General features: G+C 34.5%; 20 protein-coding genes. 18 read left to right on the top strand and 2 right to left on the bottom strand.

Annotated elements, in window-relative coordinates; translation table 11 throughout:
- The first annotated feature begins 93 nt into the window (after positions 1-93).
- From NE544_RS01520 to NE544_RS01505, 4 genes are all read left to right on the top strand, one after another.
- A complete protein-coding gene (locus NE544_RS01520) occupies positions 94-762 on the top strand; it encodes an HAD family phosphatase (RefSeq protein ID WP_256268092.1) in 669 nt (222 codons plus the stop codon).
- Positions 749-2,098: an MATE family efflux transporter gene (locus NE544_RS01515; RefSeq protein WP_256268091.1), complete on the top strand. Its 1,350-nt coding sequence runs from the start codon at positions 749-751 to the stop codon at positions 2,096-2,098. Before NE544_RS01520 ends, NE544_RS01515 begins: the two co-directional genes overlap by 14 nt.
- A gap of 77 nt (positions 2,099-2,175) precedes the next feature.
- On the top strand, positions 2,176-3,756 hold the full coding sequence (locus NE544_RS01510; protein ID WP_256268090.1) for an AAA family ATPase: 1,581 nt from the start codon (positions 2,176-2,178) through the stop codon (positions 3,754-3,756).
- A gap of 23 nt (positions 3,757-3,779) precedes the next feature.
- The gene (locus NE544_RS01505) at positions 3,780-4,082 is read left to right on the top strand and encodes a hypothetical protein (RefSeq protein ID WP_003864223.1); all 303 of its coding nucleotides are present in this window, start codon (positions 3,780-3,782) and stop codon (positions 4,080-4,082) included.
- A gap of 128 nt (positions 4,083-4,210) precedes the next feature.
- On the opposite strand, the gene NE544_RS01500 is transcribed toward NE544_RS01505, so the two are convergent.
- Positions 4,211-4,870 carry a carboxylesterase gene (locus NE544_RS01500; protein ID WP_256268089.1) on the bottom strand — a complete coding sequence of 220 codons (660 nt, stop codon included), beginning with the start codon at positions 4,868-4,870 and terminating at the stop codon, positions 4,211-4,213.
- A 59-nt stretch (positions 4,871-4,929) separates the two neighbouring features.
- Between NE544_RS01500 and NE544_RS01495 the strand changes: the two genes are divergently transcribed.
- Positions 4,930-5,655 (top strand): hypothetical protein, encoded by a 726-nt coding sequence (locus NE544_RS01495; RefSeq protein WP_118114519.1) that lies wholly within the window; start codon positions 4,930-4,932, stop codon positions 5,653-5,655.
- Between the two features lie 45 nt (positions 5,656-5,700).
- Here the strand turns inward: NE544_RS01495 and NE544_RS01490 are convergent, their stop codons facing one another.
- Entirely contained in the window at positions 5,701-6,573 is an 873-nt protein-coding gene (locus NE544_RS01490; RefSeq protein ID WP_003864220.1) for a class I SAM-dependent methyltransferase, read from the bottom strand.
- An 86-nt stretch (positions 6,574-6,659) separates the two neighbouring features.
- Here NE544_RS01490 and NE544_RS01485 point away from each other — a divergent pair, with 86 nt between their 5' ends.
- From NE544_RS01485 to NE544_RS01425, 13 genes are all read left to right on the top strand, one after another.
- Complete coding sequence (locus NE544_RS01485; RefSeq protein ID WP_199670812.1) at positions 6,660-7,841, top strand: hypothetical protein; 1,182 nt, start codon at positions 6,660-6,662, stop codon at positions 7,839-7,841.
- A gap of 5 nt (positions 7,842-7,846) precedes the next feature.
- Positions 7,847-7,993 carry a hypothetical protein gene (locus NE544_RS01480; RefSeq protein WP_158570469.1) on the top strand — a complete coding sequence of 49 codons (147 nt, stop codon included), beginning with the start codon at positions 7,847-7,849 and terminating at the stop codon, positions 7,991-7,993.
- A 99-nt stretch (positions 7,994-8,092) separates the two neighbouring features.
- Positions 8,093-10,270, top strand: a complete 2,178-nt coding sequence (locus tag NE544_RS01475) for an ATP-dependent helicase (RefSeq protein WP_256268088.1) — start codon at positions 8,093-8,095, stop codon at positions 10,268-10,270.
- Positions 10,271-10,279: 9 nt separating this feature from the next.
- Positions 10,280-12,274 carry an NAD-dependent DNA ligase LigA gene (gene ligA, locus NE544_RS01470; protein ID WP_256268087.1) on the top strand — a complete coding sequence of 665 codons (1,995 nt, stop codon included), beginning with the start codon at positions 10,280-10,282 and terminating at the stop codon, positions 12,272-12,274.
- Positions 12,261-13,331: a CamS family sex pheromone protein gene (locus NE544_RS01465; RefSeq protein WP_256268086.1), complete on the top strand. Its 1,071-nt coding sequence runs from the start codon at positions 12,261-12,263 to the stop codon at positions 13,329-13,331. Before ligA ends, NE544_RS01465 begins: the two co-directional genes overlap by 14 nt.
- Positions 13,332-13,340: 9 nt before the next feature.
- Positions 13,341-13,634 (top strand): Asp-tRNA(Asn)/Glu-tRNA(Gln) amidotransferase subunit GatC, encoded by a 294-nt coding sequence (gene gatC, locus NE544_RS01460; RefSeq protein WP_256268085.1) that lies wholly within the window; start codon positions 13,341-13,343, stop codon positions 13,632-13,634.
- Between the two features lies 1 nt (position 13,635).
- Positions 13,636-15,009, top strand: a complete 1,374-nt coding sequence (locus tag NE544_RS01455) for an amidase family protein (RefSeq protein ID WP_256268084.1) — start codon at positions 13,636-13,638, stop codon at positions 15,007-15,009.
- Between the two features lie 2 nt (positions 15,010-15,011).
- Positions 15,012-16,433 (top strand): Asp-tRNA(Asn)/Glu-tRNA(Gln) amidotransferase subunit GatB, encoded by a 1,422-nt coding sequence (gatB, locus tag NE544_RS01450; RefSeq protein WP_256268083.1) that lies wholly within the window; start codon positions 15,012-15,014, stop codon positions 16,431-16,433.
- 74 nt (positions 16,434-16,507) lie between these two features.
- Positions 16,508-17,146, top strand: a complete 639-nt coding sequence (locus NE544_RS01445; RefSeq protein ID WP_118114527.1) for a hypothetical protein — start codon at positions 16,508-16,510, stop codon at positions 17,144-17,146.
- A gap of 33 nt (positions 17,147-17,179) precedes the next feature.
- Positions 17,180-17,974, top strand: a complete 795-nt coding sequence (locus tag NE544_RS01440) for a Type 1 glutamine amidotransferase-like domain-containing protein (RefSeq protein ID WP_256268082.1) — start codon at positions 17,180-17,182, stop codon at positions 17,972-17,974.
- Between the two features lie 156 nt (positions 17,975-18,130).
- A complete protein-coding gene (locus NE544_RS01435; RefSeq protein WP_117570896.1) occupies positions 18,131-18,649 on the top strand; it encodes a winged helix-turn-helix domain-containing protein in 519 nt (172 codons plus the stop codon).
- 60 nt (positions 18,650-18,709) lie between these two features.
- Positions 18,710-21,124, top strand: coding sequence for a glycogen/starch/alpha-glucan phosphorylase (locus NE544_RS01430; protein WP_256268081.1), 2,415 nt, complete (start codon positions 18,710-18,712; stop codon positions 21,122-21,124).
- Between the two features lie 66 nt (positions 21,125-21,190).
- Positions 21,191-22,279 carry a GGDEF domain-containing protein gene (locus NE544_RS01425; RefSeq protein ID WP_256268080.1) on the top strand — a complete coding sequence of 363 codons (1,089 nt, stop codon included), beginning with the start codon at positions 21,191-21,193 and terminating at the stop codon, positions 22,277-22,279.
- Positions 22,280-22,287: the final 8 nt, after the last annotated feature.

Raw genomic sequence — 22,287 nt, 5'->3', positions numbered from 1 at the left:
GCACGTATGGTTTGATAAGGGGCGGCAGAATTTAAACTCTGCCGCCTACTTTCTTGTGCTATACTAATGTTGCTTTTTTTGAGGGGGATATACATGTTAGAGTTAGTCATATTTGATGTAGATGGGTTAATGATTGATACGGAAAGCGTATGGAAAGAAGCTTTTGATAAAGCAGGAGATAAGTATGGTATTCCTGATTTAGGAGACACTTTATTTCCTTCCTTGATAGGAAAAAGATTGGAAGATGAGCAAGAATTGTTGGATCGTCTTTTACCAAGTGATATCCAAGATAAATTATTGAATGATTGGAGACAAATGGGGCTTTCTTCTTTAGAAAAAGAAGTACCAGTAAAACCAGGCTTATATGAAATGTTGGACTTTTTAGAACAACATCATATTAAAAAGGCAGTCGCAACAACGACAAGAAGAGAGTTAACAGAAGAAAGACTTAAAAAGATTGGGGTATATGATCGTTTTGATTATGTTATTTGTGGGAATGAAGTCACAAAGCGTAAGCCAGATCCAGAAATTTATTTGAGTGTTTTAAAGAAAATGAACACAAAAGCAGAAAATGCGATTGTATTAGAAGATTCGAGTGTGGGTGTTGAAGCAGCTTATAGAGCGGGTATTGACTGTATTCAAGTGCCTGATCTGATTGCTCCAACAGAAGTACAAAAGGAGCAGACAATTTGTATAGTAAAAGATTTGATCGAAGCTAAAGATTATATTAAAGAGAATAGAGTACATAATGCGACAAAATGATTTTGAAAATACTCCTATGTTAAAACTCGTCATGTCTCTAGCTATACCGAGTATGATTGCTCAACTTGTGAATATTTTATATTCCATTGTCGATCGTATGTTTGTAGGGCAAATTGAAGAAGTGGGAAATGTATGTTTGGCAGCCGTTGGAATATGTGGGCCAATCGTTACTTTATTATCGAGTTTTGGAACACTTGTTGGTATTGGTGGTTCGATTTGGCTATCTATGTGTTTGGGACAAAAGAATGAGAAAAGGGCCAGTCAAATCTTATATAACAGCTTTGTGATGTTGGTTGTTCTTTCTATTTGTTTAACACTTGGATTCATTCTTTTAAAACACAATTTGATCTATTGGTTTGGAGGCAGTGATGCCCTTTATCCTTATGCCAACACCTATTTAACAATCTATACATTAGGTACTTTCTTTGCCTTAATGTCAATTGGATTGAATTATTTTATTACGGGACAAGGCTATGCCACAATCGCAATGTTGAGTGTATGTATTGGGGCCATCACAAATATTATTTTTGACTTTATTTTAATTCGTACACTTAAAATTGGTGTGTCTGGAGCTGCCATTGGTACAGTTGTAGCCCAATTTATATCGTGTATGTTTGTGCTTTGTTTTTTAAGATTCAAATCGAAAATCAAACTTCATAAAGAGGAATTATCTATAGAGAAGATGAAGCATATTGTAAAACTTGGATTTTCTCCATTTCTGATTATCGCATCTGATTCAATCATTTTAATAGTGATGAATATGATGCTTCAAAAGTATGGTGGAAATATGGGTGATATTTATATTTCGGCTATTACTGTAGCTCAAAGCTATTTCTTATTGATTACAGGACCATTACTTGGCATTAGTTCGGGTACACAACCGATATTTGCGTATCATTTTGGTTCGCAAAATTTAAAGAAGATCAAAGAAGCCTTTAAAATTGTGATTTCATTTGCGTTTTTATTTTGTTTGATCATGTTCATCATTTCAATGTGTTACTCAAATGTATTTGTGGCTATGTTTACTAATGATGTCATGACTATGCCAATCGCAGATAGGGCTATTAAAATCTTCTGTTTAGGTATTTTAATGATGTCTATTCAATATGTTTTGGTAGATGGAATTACAGGATTATCTAATGTAAAATTATCATTATTTTTATCATTAAATCGTAAGCTGATGTATTTGGGTTGCACATGTTTATTGCCTGCTTTTTTAGGGGTTTCTAATATTTTCTATGCACAACCCGTAGCGGATATTTATGCAAGTATTGTGACAATCATTTGTTTTATAAAAATCATACCTTCTTATTTAAAAAGTCATGGAGTGAAGTAAGGCGAGATGAACTAACATCTCGTTTTTTTAATACTACAGTCTTTTTCTGATATAATAGTGGTGTAGGAGGAATCTGTATGGCTATATTTCTAAATCCTGATAATGCGAATTTTAATGAAGCGGTTCATTCAAAAATATATGTGGATAAAACGGGTTTAATTGAATATACAAATAGTGTGCTTTCAACCACAGCTAAATTCATTTGTAATTCAAGACCTAGACGTTTTGGAAAATCCATGACTGCCGATATGCTTTGTGCTTATTATTCAAAGGGATGTGAATCTAGAGAATTATTTCAGCCATATACGATTTCTTCATGTTCTACATTTGAGAAGTATATAAATCAATATGATGTCATTCATATTGATGTACAATGGTGTAAAGATCAAGTTGAAAATATAAATGATATTGTAAATTACATCAAAGAGAGTTGTATGCATGAATTACAGAATGAATATTCCAATATTGACTATAATGGAATTATTTCTTTGTCTGGTACACTTTCTAAAATCAATGATGAAACAGGACATCGCTTTGTGGTAATCATTGATGAGTGGGATGTATTGATTCGTGATAATGCGAATAATAAAAAATTACTAGAAGAATATATCGATTTCTTAAAAGGATTATTTAAAGGATCACAACCTTCTCGTTATATCGCATTAGCGTATTTAACAGGTATTTTACCAATCAAAAGAACGATGACACAGTCCGCATTGAATAATTTTGATGAATATACAATGCTGAATCCAGGTCCATTGGCTTCTTTTATTGGATTTACAGAGGGGGAAGTAAAAGGATTAAGTAATAAATACAATATAGATTTTGATAGAATCAAGAAATGGTATGATGGATATTACTTAAATCATCAGCATGTATATAATCCGAAAGCCGTTGTGAGTTTATTTACCTTAGGTGTGTTTCAAAGTTATTGGGCACAGACAAGTAGCTATGAATCAATTCATAGTTTGATTCAAATGAATTTTGATGGCTTAAAAGAAGCTGTTTTAGAAATGTTAAGTGGTAATGAAGTGAAGATGCAGACAACGTCTTTTCAAAATGATATGGTTTCATTTAAAAATATGGATGATGTCTTAACGGCATTGGTTCATTTAGGATATTTGGGATACAATCAAACATATAAGACGGTATTTATTCCAAATGAAGAAATCCGACAAGAATTTGTGAATTCTGTTTCAGAAGATAAATGGAATGATTTGATTCAATTTGAAAGGGAATCGGATACCATTTTAGAAGCAACTTGTCAAATGAAGACAGAAGTTGTAGCTCAACAAATGGAAAAGATTCATAATACGTATGCTTCTAATATTGCATATCATAATGAAAATAGTTTGAGCAGTGTTTTAACGATTGCGTATTTATCAACTTTAAAATATTACTTTAAACCAATACGAGAATTGCCAACAGGAAGAGGATTTGCGGATTTTGTTTATATCCCTAAACTTGAATATAAAGATTATTATCCTGCCTTATTGGTGGAGCTAAAATGGAATCATAATGTTCAAAGTGCATTAGATCAAATCAAGGAAAAAGTATATCCTCAATCGATACAAGAATATACCGATAATTTATTATTGGTTGGAATTACTTATGATTCCAAGACAAAAGAACATCGTTGTAAAATAGAGAAGTTTTAATGTATTAAAAATAGGTGATGATTATGTTTTTTAAGAAAGAGAAAAAGATGAATGTTCCAGATTTATGGAACTTTATGACATCCTTAAATAAAAAGGATAAGGCTTTGTTTGAAGAACTATTAGATAATGATAATGAACCTTTGGAATATAAGGGTGATGTCAAACAGGGTGGTTTATTGAAGAATAAAAAAATGATTGAAAGAAGGGTCATTGAAAAAGAAGAGGATGGAAGGTTGCGTGATTATACGCAATATCGTATTCAGCCAGATGTATATGAAGTATTAAAACCTTCTTATGATCAGTTTTATTCAATTATTGGTGATTAAGCTTGTAGAAATACAGGCTTTTTTTCTTTGTAGGTGCAAATGGAAATGAAAATATGCTAGAATATCTTTAGATAAAGCATATTTTATAGTTGGCAATAAATGAAAAAGCTGTCTTATTCGACAGCTTTTTAGAATATTTTATTTTCAAGCATTTGTTCGATGATTGTAAATACAGTCTGTTCCATTCTTCCATCATATAACATTCTGTGTTTGGCACCTTCAATATATATTAATCGTTTCTTTTGGGCTGGAATCTTTTTATAGGCATGAGAAGAACTTGATGGAGCAATGACTTCATCACTTGTTCCATGCAACATAAGGATTGGACATTCAATTTGTGAAATAGATTCTTTATATTGAGAAACAATTTTTGTGAAGGCTTGGTATTGCTTTGAGCTTGGGCCTTTCTTTTCTTTGTCGGATTTTTTAAATAAACCTGTTACTTTTTTGATGTCAAGATATTCAAAGGCAGGTGCACAAAGAATTAAAGATTGTACTTTATAAATACTTGCCAAATAACTGGCAATTACGCCTCCCATGGAAAAACCAATGAGGATGACATTGGGATTTTCTTTAATAGCAAGACTTAATTTGGCTTCACATCTTTGTACCCAATCTTTGTAGTTGGCATCATTTGGATTGTTTAAATCATACATATCAAATTGAATTACTTCATATTTTTTAGCCTTTAAATAGCGCGCTAATGAATCAAATTCATGACTTAGATTTCTTCCAAATCCGTGGATTGTAACTATTATAGGTTTCTTTCTTCGATTAAATAAAGACATTCGCATCACCTCGTTGTATAATTATTATAACATCTATTGAAAGGAAGGTCACATGTATCATGAAGGCAACTTTACTGATTAAAAATATTGAAAATTTATATACATGTGATAAGGATTTTACAATCTTACATCATGCCTTTATTGCATGTCACCATGAGAAGATCATTGAAATCAATACGGGTTCTTATAAAGAATGGCTAGATCCTGCAACACGAGTGATTGATGCACAAGGTGAATGCGTTGTGCCGGCTTTTATTGATTGTCAATTTAAAAGCTTTACACACGTACGTTTAGGTGATCAATTAAGACAAGATATCAATGCGTTGTATGCGATGCGTCAAAATGGAATCTTAACTTTAATTTGTGACAATCCAAATTCGCAAAGAATGAAGTTAGAACAGGATGTGTTTTATAAGAAAAATCAGCCAAAAATACCAGTGCTACATCGATTGAGTGAATTAAAAAATGAAATTCCAGAAACATTTTTAATGAGTTGTGGATTTGGACTACCAAACTCCTATGTATATAGTATGGCACCCATAAGTTATGTGTTGTTTCAAACACATCGAGTGTGTTCGAGAACCTTATTAGAAAGTATGACATCTTTACCAGCTAAAGAATTTAATTTATCAGATCGTGGATCGATTGAAATTGGAAAAACAGCCGATCTTTTGGTTTTACAAGTCACAACGATTGAACATTATTTTCAAACGTTAGGAAGACCTTTGATTCATCGTATGATCAAAAATGGGATCCAATTCTATCCCGAGTGGATGGTTTGTTAGGGAGAGTTTTCTTCCTTTTTTCTTTTTCTAAACAAAAAAGATGGACTAGTCATTCGTCCATCTTCCAAAGATTCCACATGGTAATACACTGTCATTTGTCGTTACAGGAAGTAGGTTTTCACCACATTCAATGTGTCCGCCTTTTTCTTTCTGAATGGATCTTGATAAAGCTTCATTTAATGTTGAACAACTAAATCCAGTTGTATAGCAGTTCACAATAAAGAATAGCGCATCATCGCTTAAAATCTTCATACATTCTTGAATTAATGGGAATAATTCTTCTTCTAATTTCCAAAGTTCTCCATTAGGCCCTCTACCATAACTAGGTGGATCCATTACGATACCATCGTATTTTCTTCCTCTTCTTTGTTCTCTTTTAACAAATTTAATACAATCATCCACAATAAAACGAATGGTATGGTCTTGTAAATTAGAAAGTTGCATGTTTTCTTTTGCCCATTGAATCATACCTTTTGAAGCATCAACATGCACAACTTCTTTCGCTCCAGCTTTTGAACAAGCCATGGTAGCTCCACCTGTATAGGCAAATAGATTTAAGATTCTTAAATCATCACGCTTTGATTCTTTGATCTTATTGGCCATAAAATCCCAGTTGCTAGCTTGTTCAGGGAATAGTCCTGTGTGTTTAAATCCAGTTGGACTGATTTTAAAGCGTAATCCTTTATATCCAATTGTCCAGAATTCTTTAACAGGCTTTTTCATTTCCCAATGACCACCACCCGATTTAGAACGATGATAAACAGCATCGGCCTTATTCCATGCACGCTCATCTTCAATTGGCCAGATTGCCACAGGGTCCGGTCTTCTTAGAATCGTTTGATTCCATCTTTCTAGTTTTTCTTTATTTCCAGTATCAATAACTTCATAGTCTTGCCATTCTTTAGCAATTTGATTCATACTTAGTTCTCCTTTAACCGCTTTATTATAACATACATTTGCCAACTATGATATAATAGAGTGTGACTCTAGAAGGAGGTTTTAACATGTTTGTTCAAATGATTTGTAAAGATCGAAATGAAAAAGAAATGAATGAATTGTATGAAGTTTTAGGCCTTATCGCAAGACGAGAAGAAGTGCAAATTGAAGATCGTTATGATCATGTTGATATCTTGGTTTGTCCACAAGGAAAGATTGTTGTGACAGAAGAAGATGGTGATATGGTTTTACGTGCCAATACCCGTCATGCAGGCCCAGGCTTTCATGCGTTTGTGGTAGATATATTTAAAGATATTCAGGAAGAAGTTCCTGGAGAATATGAATTAATAGATGATATGGAATTTGATAAGGATGAAGATTTTGATCGATTAAGTTCTATGTATGAGGATGAAATGGATTATATTCGTGGTGTTCTTTTAGAAAATGAAGTGATGCGTCAACAGAATTATATGTATGAAGAAACTTACTTCTTGCCGCTTCAAAAGGAAGATCGTATCCTAACAAGTCAGGGAGATTTGGATTTAAAAGAATTTAAACATATGAATACTCGCGACTTAATGGATTCTTTCTATGTTTGGAATGATTGGGAAAGAGATGCCAAATACTATAAGAATTGTGCATTGACTTTACTTGCCAAAGAGGGTGTTGGCAAATACACATTAATGAATGAAACAACCATTAAACATGCCAATGATATTTGTGAATATATTGAGGCTGCTTATGAAAAAGATCATTCAATTGATTTACCTTTGGATGTATATGCAGATTTGTGTGAACAATTGGATCGAGAAAATAAATTGCAGAATGCCAAAAATATGGAGCAGGAAGCCATTCAATATCGTATTAAAGAAGTGTATCACTTATTTGAAGATGCAAGAGTTGTTGCCAGTGGTGCCGCAGAAAGAAGCTATGATCCAGTAAATCAAGCGTTGTGTTTAATGTCACCATATACAGATGAAGCACAATGGGATTGGTTGATTCAGGCCAGTAAACAACCGGGTATTGTCACAAACTTAGATCATATTATGGAACAAGATCCAATTCAATATGATAAGAAGACAATTTGGATGGATTCATGGCAAGAAGATGGTATCTATGTATTAGAAGCTGTACTTCGCTACAAAGAAAAATTCTTATATTTCCACGATGTATGTGCCAACAAAAAGGATTTAGCTTTCTTAGAACAATGTATTAAGGAATCTGGTTTTACTAAAACGCAACAAGACTAGATAAAGTGTTAGAAACGACAACAAAAGTACATGGCTATTCATCTGTCAATCAATTGTTGATGGATTATAGATTTGTGTCTTCTGTGTTAACGCCAAAACATAAGAAGCTAGAAATTGTCAAAGCTATTGTGAAGAGTTTTACCAATAAATAAAGTAAATACGAAGGTATTCGTTTTCTGAGGTTTTGAGTGCTCATATTTCTGAGCACTTTTTTTGGGTTTATGGTAAAATTGATACGGTGATTAAAAATTATGAGTAACTCAATATTAGATACATTAAATGAAAATCAAAGAACAGCTGCAACGACAATTAACGAACACGTTCGTATTATTGCGGGTGCTGGTAGTGGGAAAACGCGTGTCTTAATGGCACGTATTGTTTATTTGGTCCAAGATTGTGGTATTTTACCAAATCGTATCTTGGCTATCACATTTACAAATAAAGCGGCAAATGAAATGAAAACGCGACTAACAGTACAACTAGGCAGTATGGCAAACGTAGTCCGTATTTCAACCATTCACTCTTTGTGCGTAAGAATGCTTAGAGAAGATGCGGATTTGATTGGGTATCCAAAAACATTCGCAATTATGGATCCAGAAGATCAAAAGGCTATTTTAAAACCAATTTATAAAACATTAGAAGTGGATAAAACAACGATTTCTTATAATCGTGCACTCGGTGCTATTAGTGCTTATAAGACAAACTATATTGATCCACAAATGGCAGGTAATATGGCAATGGATGATGTCAGTATTACTTTAGCTAAAATTTATGCCGGTTATGAAAAACGTCGTAATGAAATGAAGGCTATGGATTTTGATGATTTGTTGCTGGAGGGACACCGCTTATTAAATAGCGTATCTTCTGTTCGTGAGAAGTGGCAAAACCGTTTAGACTACATCCACGTAGACGAGTTCCAGGACGTGGATCCAATTCAATATGGAATTATTAAACTACTAACTGGAAAGAATACACATTTATGTGTTGTAGGAGATCCAGACCAAACTATTTATACTTGGCGTGGAGCCAGTGTTGACATTATTTTGAAGTTTAATAAAGACTTTGAACCATGTAAAACTGTAATTTTGAATGAGAACTATCGTTCAACACAGCCTATTCTAGATGCTTCCAATGCAGTTATTAAATACAATAAGGAACGTATTGATAAAGATTTATACACAAAACTTCCTGGTGATGAAAAAATCACAATGTTTGAAGGTAAAGAAGATAGTGAAGAACCAATCTTTGTGGCTCGTCAAATCAATGAAAAACACAAAAAAGGTTTAGAATACAAAGATATGGCGATTCTTTATCGTTCGAACTATTCTTCACGTGCTTTTGAACGTATCTTTAAATCGGTCGGCATTCCATACGTAATCTATGGGGGTGTTCGTTTCTATGAAAGACAAGAAATCAAAGATGCCCTATGCTACTTAAGATTATGTACAAACCGTAACGAAGAAGATCCAGACCAAATGGCATTAGATTTAGCTGTACTACGTGTGATCAATGTACCTCGTCGTGGTATTGGTGCACGTACAATTGAAAATCTTCAAAAACAAGCCGCAGAAAGGCATATGAATTTATATGATGTCATGAAAGATCCAATTGGATTAAGTACGGCGGTTACGAAGAAATGTGAAATGTTTGTAGATTTAATTGAAGATCTACGTGAAAATAGAGAGCATTATGCGTTAGAAGATTTCTTGGATTATGTATTAGATACAACAGGCTATATTTCGATGTTGAAAGAAGATCGAGAAAGTGGTCAGGACCGTATTGATAACTTAAAGGAATTAAAAGAAGACATTGCTCAAAGTATGATTGAAGATCCAGAAATGACTTTAGAATCTTATTTACAAGATATTGCCTTGTTTACGGATAAAACACAGGAAACAAGTGAAAATACAGTCAGCTTAATGACGGTACATGCCGCAAAAGGACTAGAATTTGACACAGTATTCTTAGTTAACTTTAACGATGGTGTATTCCCAAGTTCTAGAGCATGTGATGAAGGTGGTATGAAGGCATTAGAAGAAGAAAGAAGACTTCTATATGTTGCGATGACACGTGCTAAAAAAACACTATATATTTCATGGAATACAGGGTTTAGTTATATGCAGGATGCGTTTAAAACACCAAGTCGTTTTAGAGCTGAAATCCCAATGGAATATATTGAACAAGAAGAAAAAGAAGAAGCACCAAAACACCCAAAGGTTGTTGTGTCTCAATCCTTAACAGGAAGACCATCTAAGCTTGGTGCGAATAAAAAGAAAATACGTTTACGTAAAGGGGATGCGGTTGAACATACGATTTATGGTCAGGGTGTTGTACTTGAAATACGTGGGGATGTCGCAACCATTGCCTTTGGTCATACGATTGGTGTGAAAAAATTAAACGCATCACATCCTTCTTTAAAGAAAGCCTAGGTGAGTATGATGGATGAAAAGGCAAGAATTTTAGACTTACGTAAAGAATTAGAAAAATATTCCATTGAATACTATGTCTATGACAATCCAAGCGTGACCGATCAAGAGTACGATCGTTTGATGCAAGAATTAATGGCATTAGAAGAAAAGCATCCAGAAATGCAGGATGCGAATAGTCCTAGTCAAAGAATTATTGGATCTGTACTTGAGGGATTTGAAAAGGTTACGCACGATTCACAAATGTTGTCCTTAGGCAATGTGTTTAATAAAGAAGAAATTGAAGAATTTGTTCAAAGAATATCGGAAAGCGTTTCGAATCCAGAATTTGTCGTAGAATGCAAATACGATGGACTTGCGATGGCATTACTATATGATGATGGTAACTTTACTCGAGCTGTGACCAGGGGTGATGGAATAGTTGGAGAAGATGTTTCAAACAATGTTAAAACTATCCTTTCCATTCCTATGCACATCCCTGAAACGCGACATGTTGAGGTGCGTGGTGAAGTGTATATGCCTAAGGCAAGCTTTGAACTATTAAATAAAAGACAAGAAGAAAAAGGGTTAGCCCCTTTTGCGAACCCAAGAAATGCAGCTGCAGGAAGCATTCGCCAATTGGATTCAAGTGTGTGTGCAAGTCGTAAATTAGATGCCTATTGGTATTACTTCCAGAATGCGTCTGATTTTGCGGTACAAACACAAGAAGAAGCTTTAGAAGCAATGTCTAAGATGCATTTTCGAACAAATCCATTGCGTAAAGTTTGTACAACTGTCGATGAAATTTGGCAATTTATACAGGAAATTCAAGAAAAACGTGAGAATCTACCTTATGAAATTGATGGTATGGTCATTAAATTAAATAATTTAGCCGATCAAAGAAGGCTTGGAAGCACTGCTAAAGTACCGCGTTATGCGACCGCCTATAAATTTCCAGCACAAGAAGTTTTGACACGATTAAAAGACATTGTCATTACAGTAGGGCGTACCGGAAAAATTACGCCTAATGCTGTGTTAGAACCAGTTCGTGTTGCCGGAACCACGGTGAGTGCGGCTCAGTTACATAATGAAGATATGATTGCCAATAAAGATCTTCGTATTGGTGATATTGTTGTTGTTCGAAAGGCTGGAGAAATTATTCCGGAAGTGGTAACAAGCGTACCTGAAAGAAGAGATGGCACACAGCTTCCATATCAATTTCCAACGACATGTCCAATTTGTGGTTCCCATTTAGTACGACTCCCTGATGAAGCGGCACACTATTGTATCAACCAAGATTGTCCTGCTCGTGTTGTCGAAAGTATGATTCATTTTGCGTCAAGAGATGCGATGAATATTGATACTTTGGGTGATAAAAAAATTGAGCAATTACATGAATGGGGTTATTTAAATTCGATTGAAGATATTTATTTTCTAGATCGTTACTATGATGAATTGATTGAAAAACCAGGCTATCAAACCAAGTCGGTGGATAAGCTTCTTGAATCGATTGAAAATAGTAAAAAACAGCCATTGGGTGTCATCTTATATGGACTTGGAATTCGTCAGGTTGGTAAAAAAGCCGCAATGATTTTAGCTGAACAATTTGGTGACATCGATACTTTAATGCATGCAAGTATGGATGATTTAGTTACGATTCATGATATTGGTTTAATTACAGCCCAAAGTGTTGTAGCTTTCTTTAAAGAAGAAAAGAATCTTCATTTAATTGAAGTATTAAAACAAGCTGGATGTAATTTTACACAAGAAAAGAAAAAAGTTGTACAAAGTCGTTTCACAAATAAAACATGTGTATTAACAGGAACTCTAGAACATTATACGCGTAATGAGGCAAAGGCCATTTTAGAATCTTTAGGTGCGAATGTGTCTGGTTCTGTATCCAAAAAGACAGATTATGTCATTTATGGTACGGCTGCAGGATCTAAGCTTACAAAGGCACAAAGTCTAGGTGTTATGACAATGAGTGAAGAAGAGTTTGTACAGGAGGTAGAAAATGCGAAAGAATAAATTAGTATTGGGTTTACTCGCTTTATGTTTATGCGCTTGTTCTACCGGAAATAAAAATCAGGCAAACGCATTGGATGAAGATTCGTATCAAGCTATTTTACCCTATGAATCCAGTGATACAAGAAGCAAACATGTAGGTTTGATCCAAGATACAGATTTGCGTGTAGAAATGGAAAGTGGATTGATGGATCTATCGAAAAAGTATTTTTCACCAACTACGGTGGGGTATAAGACACATCAATTCTTAGATTATGATGAATTGGATGCGACAGACGGTTCAAGAGGATTATTAGGAACGGTTCGTGATGGAAATCCAAATGGTTTAAATCCAAGTGCCGATGAAGAATTTGATACGGGAAATGGGATTGTGACAAATGCGACAATTTTAGTGGACTTGTATGAATTAGATTGGTACGCAAACGATAATCTAAAAGGAATTTCATTAGGTCTTGTCGTAAATGGAGAATTAAATGCATCCGATGGTTCGAGTGTAGAAATTACAGATGAAAAGATGCAAAATTATTTGGAGGTTACTTTTTCTAAATTAGCTTCCTATATGCATGAGCGTTTTAATGAAATCAATAAGAATATTCCAATCTTTATAGCAGCTTATCGCTTGGATGATTCAAATACAACCGGTAAAGGTGGCTATATCTATGAAGGATATTATAAGGGTGGACAAGGAAGTTTTACTTCTTTAAGTCAAGAATGGACATTGGTTCCAAGTTCACGCTTTACAGATTTGGATTCATCAGCTGCAACGGAGTTTGCGTCTTTCAAAGAAGAGATTTCAAGAGTTCTTCCAGATAACACGTATATTACGGGTGAGGCTAAATTTGAATCTAAAAAATTAAAAAAGTTAAATTTGACAATTACAGCACACGGAAAGACAGCCGGAGAAATCTTGGCCGTGATTGAGGATGTAAAAGATCAGATGGATACATTTAGTTCAAAAAAATGTGACTATTTGATTACCGTTCTAAATGATGATACAGTGTATGCATTGATAGAGAGAGCATCTGGATCAAGTGAATGTAATGTGATCAGTAAGATATAGGAGGAGAATATGGAAAAGTTCAGTACAGAATATTTTCACAAATTGGCAAACGATTTGAAGTTTGATTTGAGTGATGAAGAAATCGAAGAATTGAAAAAAGATTTCGTTGCCGTCGAAGAACAAGTATCCCTTTTTGAAAAAGTGGACACAGAAGGCGTAGAACCTATGGTCTATCCTTTTGAAGCACCTACAACATTCTTAAGAGAAGACGTTGTAAGTGATGTATTAACGCAAGAAGATGCGTTGAAGAATGTAAAAGATGCGCGTATGGGACATGTTCACGTTCCAAAGGTGGTGAAGTAAGATGGAAATTTCAAATTGTGTAAATAAAAATGTGGCTATTGAAAAAATTAATGCGGTTCAACCAAAATTAAATGCCGTAGTAACTATGGTGGATGAAGCTGATAACACAAAGGAAGGAAAACTTTCAGGTGTTCCAGTCGCATTGAAAGATAACATTTCTACTTGTGGTATTCGTACAACTGCAAGTAGCCGTATTTTAGATAACTATGTTCCTGTTTATGATGCGACAATCGTAAAGAAATTAAGAGAGGCAGGAGCTGACTTTGTATGCAAGGCAAGTATGGATGAACTTGGTATGGGTGGAACCAACAAGAATGCCTACACAGGTGCTGTACACAATCCTTATGATCTAGACCGCATTCCAGGTGGGTCAAGCGGTGGATGTGCTGCTTTAGTTGCCGCAGGATGTGTACCTTTGGCTATTGGTACAGATACAGGGGATAGCGTTCGAAAACCTGCTGCATATTGTGGTGTTGTTGGGGTTAAACCAACATATGGACGTATTTCACGTTATGGCATCATTCCTTATGCGAGTTCATTAGATCATGTTGGATATTTTACAACAAATGTAAAAGATGCTGCATTAGCTCTAGAAGTACTTGCCGGTCGTGATGATCATGATATGACTTCAAGTTATGAAGAGGTTAAAGAATATTCAAAATTATTGAATGGGGATCTAACAAACAAAACAATTGGTGTATTTAAAACCGTAATGGATGAAGTGAAAAACGAAGAATTAAAAGCTCAATTTAACACTTTAGTTTCTAAATTAGAGGAAAAAGGAGCTAAGATTGTTGAAGTGGAAATGCCAAAAGAATATATGGAATTGATTGCACCTGTCTATAAGACAATTGCGAATGCAGAAGCAACAGCTAACCATTCAAATCTGGATGGTATTCGTTTTGGAATGCGTGAAGAAGGTCAAGATTTAGAAGAAGTCATGACAAATACTCGTACAAAAGGTTTCTCAAGCTATGTTCGTGCTCGTTTCGTGATTGGTTCATATTCTTTGTTTGAAGAAAATCAAGATCGTTTATTTAGAAAAGCCCAAAAGATTCGTCGCTTGATCGTTCAAGCTTACGCGAAGATGTTTGAAGAATGTGATGCTGTATTAAGTGTTGCAGCACCAACGATTGCACCATTGATCAATGAAAGTACAAATGTTCGTTTTGGCGTATCTAGTTTTGCCGAAGAACACATGCAGTTACAAAATTTCTCTGGTTATCCAAGTATTACACTTCCACTAGGAAAAGTAGATTCTATGCCTGTGGCTGTGAATTTAACTTGCAAACCTTTTGAAGAACAAAAAATGTTTGATGTATCTAGTGCGATTGAAGAATGCACAGGTTTAAAAGGACAATGTTTGGAGGGATAGTAATGAATTATTTTGTGACGATTGGTATTGAAATTCACTGTGAATTAAAGACAAATACAAAAATGTTCTCTGGTGCTCCTGTGCGCTTTGGAGAAATCGCAAATACATGTACAAGTGTTGTGGATTTAGGACATCCTGGATGCTTACCATGTGTAAATAAAGAGGCTGTAGCCTTAGCTATCAAGGCATGTACAGCTATGCATTGTGATCTTGAAACATTGGTTCGTTTTGATCGTAAAAATTATTACTATTCAGATTTACCAAAAGGATTCCAGATTACGCAACAGTTCCATCCTATTGGAACAAATGGATATGTCGAAATTGATGTAGATGGAGAAAAGAAACAAATTCGCATCGAACGTATTCATATGGAAGAGGATACCGCAAAACAGTTCCATAAAGATACAGGTACATATATTGACTTTAATCGTGCCGGAACACCATTGATTGAAATCGTATCAAAACCAGATATGCATAGTGCTAAAGAAGCAGCAGCTTATGTGGAAACACTTCGTAAAAATCTTTTATATCTAAATGTCAGTGATGTTAAGATGGAAGAAGGAAGTATGCGTTGTGATGTCAATATTTCTTTGAGTAAAGATAAAGATACTTTGGGAACAAAGACAGAAATCAAAAACTTGAACTCCATTGCGAATGTTCAAAAAGCGGTTCAAGCAGAAATTGAACGTCAATCTGCTTTATTAGATGCTGGCGAAAAAGTAGAACAGGCGACTCGTCGTTATGATGAAGCACAAAAGACGACAATTCTAATGCGTAAAAAAGAAGGGAATGTTGACTATAAATATTTCCCAGAGCCAAATATTTTCCCGATTCAATTAGATCTTAACTGGGTTAAATCGATTCAGGATAATCTAGAAGAGCTTCCTGATGCTCGTTTAGCTCGTTTCATGAAGGATTATGAATTGAGTGAATATGATGCAGGTGTATTGGTTTCTGATCGTGAAATGGCTGATTTCTTTGAAGAAGTATTAAAATCAACAAAATTTGCGAAAAAAGCATGTAACTGGATCATTGGAGATGTTTCAGCTTACTTAAACAAAAACAACTTAAGCTTTGCGAAAGTACCTTGTTCAAGTGAAAACTTGGCTAGCTTGATCAATGTGATCGAGGCTGGAGAAATCAGTGGAAAACAAGGTAAAGTTGTATTTGAAGAGGTTATGCAAGGAAAAGATCCTAAGAAGGTTATCGAAGAAAAGGGTATGAAACAAGTAAGTGATGATGGTGCTATTTTAGCTATCGTTAACAGTGTTTTAGATGCCAACCCTCAATCGATTGAAGACTTCAAAAATGGTAAAGATCGTGCCGTTGGATTCTTAGTAGGTCAGGTCATGAAGGCGAGTCGTGGTCAGGCAAATCCTAAGCGTACAAATGAGTTGATTCAAGAAGAATTAAAGAAAAGATAAAAGTCTGATTCATTCAGACTTTTAATGTTTTTAGGTACTGTGTTATAATAAATACGTTATTAGGAGGTTTTTTAATGGCCAAGATGAAGCGTAGAAGACATACGTCCAATAAACCTACAGGTCAAGGACACAAGCTTGTATGGTTTACTGTTATTATAATTATGATTCCTGTTGTGATTGTAGGATATGTTTTGTTGACAAGTTTAGGTGGACAAAATCGACCTGTGGAAGGTAGTCGTTTTTCGAAAGCGGATTTAGATCCTGCTATCACAAAAGACAATATCTCATCTCTTGAGAGTGCTTTAGGAAACATTGATAATGTAGAAAAGGTAAGTGTGAATTTATTAAGTGCAACATTACGTGTACATATTGATTTAGTAGATAGTGCAACGGATGATGTGGCGAGTGCGGCACTTGATAGTGCATATAATATTGTGAATGAACAATTGCCAATTGATACATATTTTACAAATAAAGATAGTTCAAAGATGTATGATCTAGAAATTGATTCTTATAATTATTTGATTGATGATACACATACGGCAGATGGCTGGACATATTTAAAATTGACGAAGACTGGAGCTAGTGATGGTCCTGTTACAGATAATATGACAACCGCAAAAGATCCTGAGCTTTCAAATCAATTAAAAGCAGCAAGTGAACAGATTCAACAAAATATCGCAAATGCGCAAAACGAAGATGATGGACAATAAGAGTCCATCTTTTTTCATGAAAGGAGCCAAAAAATGAAATTATATATTAATGAGAATAATAAAGTAGTCACTATGCATGAGGCAACGAGTGATATGAAGTGTTTTGAAGAGTTTGAAAATAGGAAACCCTATTCTTTTGATGGAGTAAAAGAACTTGAAAATTGTATTCATCCTATTCATGTCTTATTGAATACGAGTATGATCGATGAAAAGTGGATTTATATGAATCTAAAATCATATATATCTAAAAATGACCGTGTTTGTATCCTTCCATTTAGCTTTTTTAATGATACTAAAAATGAGTCTGATTGGAATAAACAGTATGCGCCTGGACAAGGAATATGGTATCGCTCTAATCAAGATGTATTCTACAAGTATGGAATCGGTAAGGAACAAATAGTATGGGTCAATTACTTTAAAGATTCAATGGATGAAATGAAGGAAAAGATTTTAAATAGTTCCATTTTGATGTTGACAGGTGGAGCTCCTGATTTAATGATGAAGCGAATTAAAGAAAAGAAATTAAAGAAGTTAATTAAAAATTATAAAGGAATTATGATTGGATATAGTGCAGGAGCCATGATTCAGCTTGACTCTTATCACATAAGTCCGGATGAGGATTATCCAGAATTTTTGTATCAGACAGGTTTAGGTTGTTTATCTGGCTTTGCGATTGAACCTCATTTTAGAAGGAGTAAAGTGCAGCTGCAAAGTATTGAAAAGGTAAAATCAGAGAAACAAATTCCTGTGTATGGCATCTATGAAGAGGGCGGAATGATTATTGATTCAAGCATTAAATGTTTCGGTAAAATAGAGAAATTTGAGTAAAAAATCATTAAAAGGTACCATGCGTTTGCACAAATTAATTGAAAATTTGCACAAATTAACAAAAAGTTAGTTTTTAATGTTAAATTCACATAGATATGGGATACTATTGATATGAGCCAAATGTGAAATGGTTAGCTAAAGGAGATAAGTATACATATGAAGTTTTGTAAGTTGATTACAGAGGTCGATTTAGAACTGCTCGAAGAGTTAGTCGATAATGGATATCCTGTGGATCGTATTGAAGAGAACGGGCAGGTTTACTACAAAACACCAGCTATGTTATGCCAAAATTTAAAAGTGAATGATGAAGTGAGAAATTACAGCAACGGTTTGATTTCAATGTCCATTGAAAATGTTCGAAAGAAAAAGGGGTTATATAGAACGGGGAATCTATTGATTGATATGGATTCTAACATTATCCAAAAGGGTAAAGAAAAAATCTTTATTCCTAAGGCAAGTTTTACAATTATTTCAACACTGATGGACGTTCCTCACAAAACTGTATCTAGATCGGCGTTGGTTTTTTACTTGGAACAGGCGTATCATCACGAAATATTGGATAACACTTTAACGGTTCATATCGCTTCAATTCGTCGCCTTTTGGGTGATGAATACATCAAAACCCATAAAACTGTTGGCTATTTTTGGGATTTCGATGTTTTTAAAGTGGGATAAAGTTGAAAAATGGCTTGAAAGAAAGGTATAATGTAAAGGTGTTGGAAGGAGATTTAGATTATGCCACATCTATTTGAGTCTAAAGATAGTTTTAAGGTAAGCTTTAAAGAAGCTGTTTCTGATGCCTATGGACGTGATTTTGAAGATACATATCCTGAAGAGAGATATATTGTTCTAGGTAACATGATTCGTGATTTTGCCGGAGAGCATTGGAGAGAAACTAAAAATGCGATCAAGAAAACAGAATCAAAACAGCTTTATTATTTTTCTATGGAATTCTTGATGGGTCGTTTAATGACTAGTAACCTGATGAACCTAAACATCTATGATGTTGTTAAAGATGGTTTAAAAGATTTAGGTATGGACATCAATGACATGGAAAACATTGAAAGTGATGCAGGATTAGGAAATGGTGGTTTAGGAAGACTTGCCGCATGTTTCATGGATTCATTAGCATCTCTTGATTTACCAGGACATGGTAATTGTATTCGTTACCGTTACGGTTTGTTCAAACAAAAAATTGAAAACAACCAACAGGTTGAATTGCCAGACTGCTGGTTAAAGAATGGTAATGTTTGGGAAGTATGGAAACCTCAACATGCTGTAAAAGTTAAATTTGGTGGTTACGTAGATGGATACATGGATGGATATGGAAAATTCCATGCTCAACATCATCCAGAATTTGTCGTACGTGCTGTACCTTATGATGAACCAATCGTTGGATATCATACAACAACCACAAATACACTTCGCTTATGGGATGCAGAAGTTGATGAAGATTCTGTAAACTCAGGTGGATTAAATGAATATTTGAATCAAGTAACAGCTATTACAGCCAATGTATATCCTGATGATTCAACAATCGAAGGAAAACGTTTGCGTTTAACACAAGAATATTTCTTTGTATGTGCTGGAATTGATCAAATTATTCGTTCACACTTACGTGTATACCCAAGCTTAGATAATTTAGGTGATAAAGTTGCGATTCAGTTAAATGATACACACCCTGTATTAGTTATTCCTGAATTAATGCGTGTATTACTAGATGATTACTTCTATGACTGGGATGATGCTTGGAATATCGTGACAAAGACTGTTGCGTATACAAACCACACAGTTATGGCAGAAGCACTTGAAAAATGGCCTCAAGACATGGTTCGTTCATTGTTGCCACGTCTATATATGATCATTGAAGAAATCAACCGTCGTTTCAAATATGACGTAGATCACAGAGGATTATGTGGAATCTTCAACAATGTTTCAATCTTAAAAGAAGGACAAGTTCACATGGCTAACTTGGCTGTTGTTGGTTCTCACAGTGTAAACGGTGTTGCGAAACTTCACTCTGAAATCTTAGTAAATGATGTATTCAAAGATTTTGTGACAATTTATCCAGATAAATTCAATAATAAGACAAATGGTATTACTCACCGTAGATGGCTATTGTTCTCAAACCCTCAATTGACTCAGTTGTTAGAAGATACAATTGGAGATGAGTTCAAGACAAATCCAGAAAAATTAGAAGATTTAATGGCACACGTTGACGATGAGGCTTTACAAGCTAAATTCATGGATGTGAAATTAGAGCGTAAAAAGATTTTGGCAGCCTATGTAAAAGAAAACTTAGGTATTGATATTGATGTGAATTCAATCTTTGACTGCCAAGCTAAACGTCTTCACGCATACAAACGTCAATTATTAAATATCTTCCACGTTATGTATTTATACTTAAGAATGAAACAGGATCCTTCATTTAGAATTTACCCTCGTACATTCTTCTATTCTGCAAAAGCAGCAGCAAGTTATGATTTAGCGAAGGAGATTATTAAATTGATCAACATGGTTGCCAATGTTGTTAATAATGACCCAGAAATTTCTAAATACATGAAGGTTGTCTTCATTCCTAACTACTCTGTATCCATTGCTGAAATCTTATTGAATGCGGCAGATGTTTCTGAACAAATTTCTACTGCTGGTAAAGAAGCAAGTGGTACAGGAAATATGAAGTACATGATGAATGGTGCAATCACTCTTGGTACACTTGATGGAGCTAACGTTGAAATCGTTGAACGTGTTGGATACGAAAATGCAGAAATCTTTGGTTTACATGTAGAAGACATCAATGAACTTCGTCATGAAAACTCATACAACGCATGGAACCTATATAATTCAAGCTACAATATCCGTATGGTAATTGATTCACTTAAAAATTGTACATGGTCAAATGATCCAAACGAATTTAAGTTGATCAACAACGACTTAATGATGCGTAACGATGAATTCTTCGTATTAGCTGACTTTGATGCATATGTATATGCACAAGAAAAAGTACAAGCTCGTTACATGGACAAGAGTCGCTGGGCTAAGACAATGTTAGTCAACATTGCCAAATCAGGATATTTCTCTAGTGATCGTACAATTAGCGAATACGCTAAAGAAATTTGGAATTTAAAACCATTGTCATTTGAAGACTAATTAAAAAAAAGATCATATTTACCGAACAAGGGTGATATGATCTTTTTTTCATGATAAAATGGTTTTATGAATGAAATTCTTTTTGCGGAAATCTACTATATATGTGTAGCTATCATGTTGATTCTAGGTTTTAAAACCTATCATTCCATGATGAAAAACAGTCAAAAAGTTAGCTTTTTGGCAGTTGTCTTTGTACATATATTGTATTTTCAAACTGATTTAGTACGAATGACGACAAATGGGCAGGACCTGTTTCTAAATGAAATGTGCTTCCTGTTCTTTTCACTATGCACATTTTCTTGGTTTAATTACATCCAAACAATGCTTGAAGTTCATTATGTAAAGAAATCGCAAACGTTATTCGCAATGATTCCTGTGTTCGCAAGCGTTGTCCTTTTACTTGTGAATACATTGAATGGATGTTTATTTCAAATCGATTCATATGGAAATTTTCAAGAAGGACCACTCTATATTTTGTATGTATTTATAAACGATCTCTATTTTATGGTTGGAGCCTATCAAGCTTATGTGTATAGCCGTAAGGCAAAGAATTATCAACAAAAGAAATCAAATCAAATTTTAGGCATTTATATGGTGTCACTATTGTTGATTGGCACAATGCAAGATTTTTTCCGTGACATTCCTGTTTTTTGTGTAGGAACTAGTCTTAGTATCCTTATTGTATATATTAGTTTGGAAGAACAAATGATTTCTATTGATCCATTAACACAATTGAATAACCGTAATCGTATGGAACAGCATTTATTTGAGTGTGTAAGAAGTCAAGATTTAAATATGTACTTGTTAGTGTTGGACGTGAATAGATTTAAGAAAATCAACGATGAGCATGGACATGCGCAAGGGGATTTAGCATTAAAGGCCATTGCGAACTGTTTAAAAGAATCTTGTATTGAAAAAAGTGATTTTATTGCTCGCTATGGTGGGGATGAATTTGTGATTGTGTATAAAGGAAATGATGTAAAAGGTTTGTGCCAAAGAATTCATGCGTATATAAAAAAACTATCTTTTCCCTTTGACTTAGATGTGAGTATTGGATGGGCACCATATCACAAAGATATACATAAATGGAATGATTGGTTTATTGAAGCTGATAAACAATTATATAATGAAAAGAAAAAATTGAAAGACCGGTGATCCGGTCT

This window comes from Holdemanella sp. MSK.7.32 (assembly GCF_024460475.1).
GTDB lineage: Bacteria > Bacillota_I > Bacilli_A > Erysipelotrichales > Erysipelotrichaceae > Holdemanella.
This window is presented reverse-complemented; position numbering and strand designations above follow the sequence as displayed.

Excerpts from the sequence above, each read along its gene's own strand:
- NE544_RS01520 (WP_256268092.1), top strand. The coding sequence starts at position 94 with ATGTTAGAGTTAGTCATATTTGATGTAGATGGGTTAATGATTGATACG.
- NE544_RS01515 (WP_256268091.1), top strand. The coding sequence starts at position 749 with ATGCGACAAAATGATTTTGAAAATACTCCTATGTTAAAACTCGTCATG.
- NE544_RS01510 (WP_256268090.1), top strand. The coding sequence starts at position 2,176 with ATGGCTATATTTCTAAATCCTGATAATGCGAATTTTAATGAAGCGGTT.
- NE544_RS01505 (WP_003864223.1), top strand. The coding sequence starts at position 3,780 with ATGTTTTTTAAGAAAGAGAAAAAGATGAATGTTCCAGATTTATGGAAC.
- NE544_RS01500 (WP_256268089.1), bottom strand. The coding sequence starts at position 4,870 with ATGTCTTTATTTAATCGAAGAAAGAAACCTATAATAGTTACAATCCAC.
- NE544_RS01495 (WP_118114519.1), top strand. The coding sequence starts at position 4,930 with ATGAAGGCAACTTTACTGATTAAAAATATTGAAAATTTATATACATGT.
- NE544_RS01490 (WP_003864220.1), bottom strand. The coding sequence starts at position 6,573 with ATGAATCAAATTGCTAAAGAATGGCAAGACTATGAAGTTATTGATACT.
- NE544_RS01485 (WP_199670812.1), top strand. The coding sequence starts at position 6,660 with ATGTTTGTTCAAATGATTTGTAAAGATCGAAATGAAAAAGAAATGAAT.
- NE544_RS01475 (WP_256268088.1), top strand. The coding sequence starts at position 8,093 with ATGAGTAACTCAATATTAGATACATTAAATGAAAATCAAAGAACAGCT.
- ligA (WP_256268087.1), top strand. The coding sequence starts at position 10,280 with ATGGATGAAAAGGCAAGAATTTTAGACTTACGTAAAGAATTAGAAAAA.
- NE544_RS01465 (WP_256268086.1), top strand. The coding sequence starts at position 12,261 with ATGCGAAAGAATAAATTAGTATTGGGTTTACTCGCTTTATGTTTATGC.
- gatC (WP_256268085.1), top strand. The coding sequence starts at position 13,341 with ATGGAAAAGTTCAGTACAGAATATTTTCACAAATTGGCAAACGATTTG.
- NE544_RS01455 (WP_256268084.1), top strand. The coding sequence starts at position 13,636 with ATGGAAATTTCAAATTGTGTAAATAAAAATGTGGCTATTGAAAAAATT.
- gatB (WP_256268083.1), top strand. The coding sequence starts at position 15,012 with ATGAATTATTTTGTGACGATTGGTATTGAAATTCACTGTGAATTAAAG.
- NE544_RS01445 (WP_118114527.1), top strand. The coding sequence starts at position 16,508 with ATGGCCAAGATGAAGCGTAGAAGACATACGTCCAATAAACCTACAGGT.
- NE544_RS01440 (WP_256268082.1), top strand. The coding sequence starts at position 17,180 with ATGAAATTATATATTAATGAGAATAATAAAGTAGTCACTATGCATGAG.
- NE544_RS01435 (WP_117570896.1), top strand. The coding sequence starts at position 18,131 with ATGAAGTTTTGTAAGTTGATTACAGAGGTCGATTTAGAACTGCTCGAA.
- NE544_RS01430 (WP_256268081.1), top strand. The coding sequence starts at position 18,710 with ATGCCACATCTATTTGAGTCTAAAGATAGTTTTAAGGTAAGCTTTAAA.
- NE544_RS01425 (WP_256268080.1), top strand. The coding sequence starts at position 21,191 with ATGAATGAAATTCTTTTTGCGGAAATCTACTATATATGTGTAGCTATC.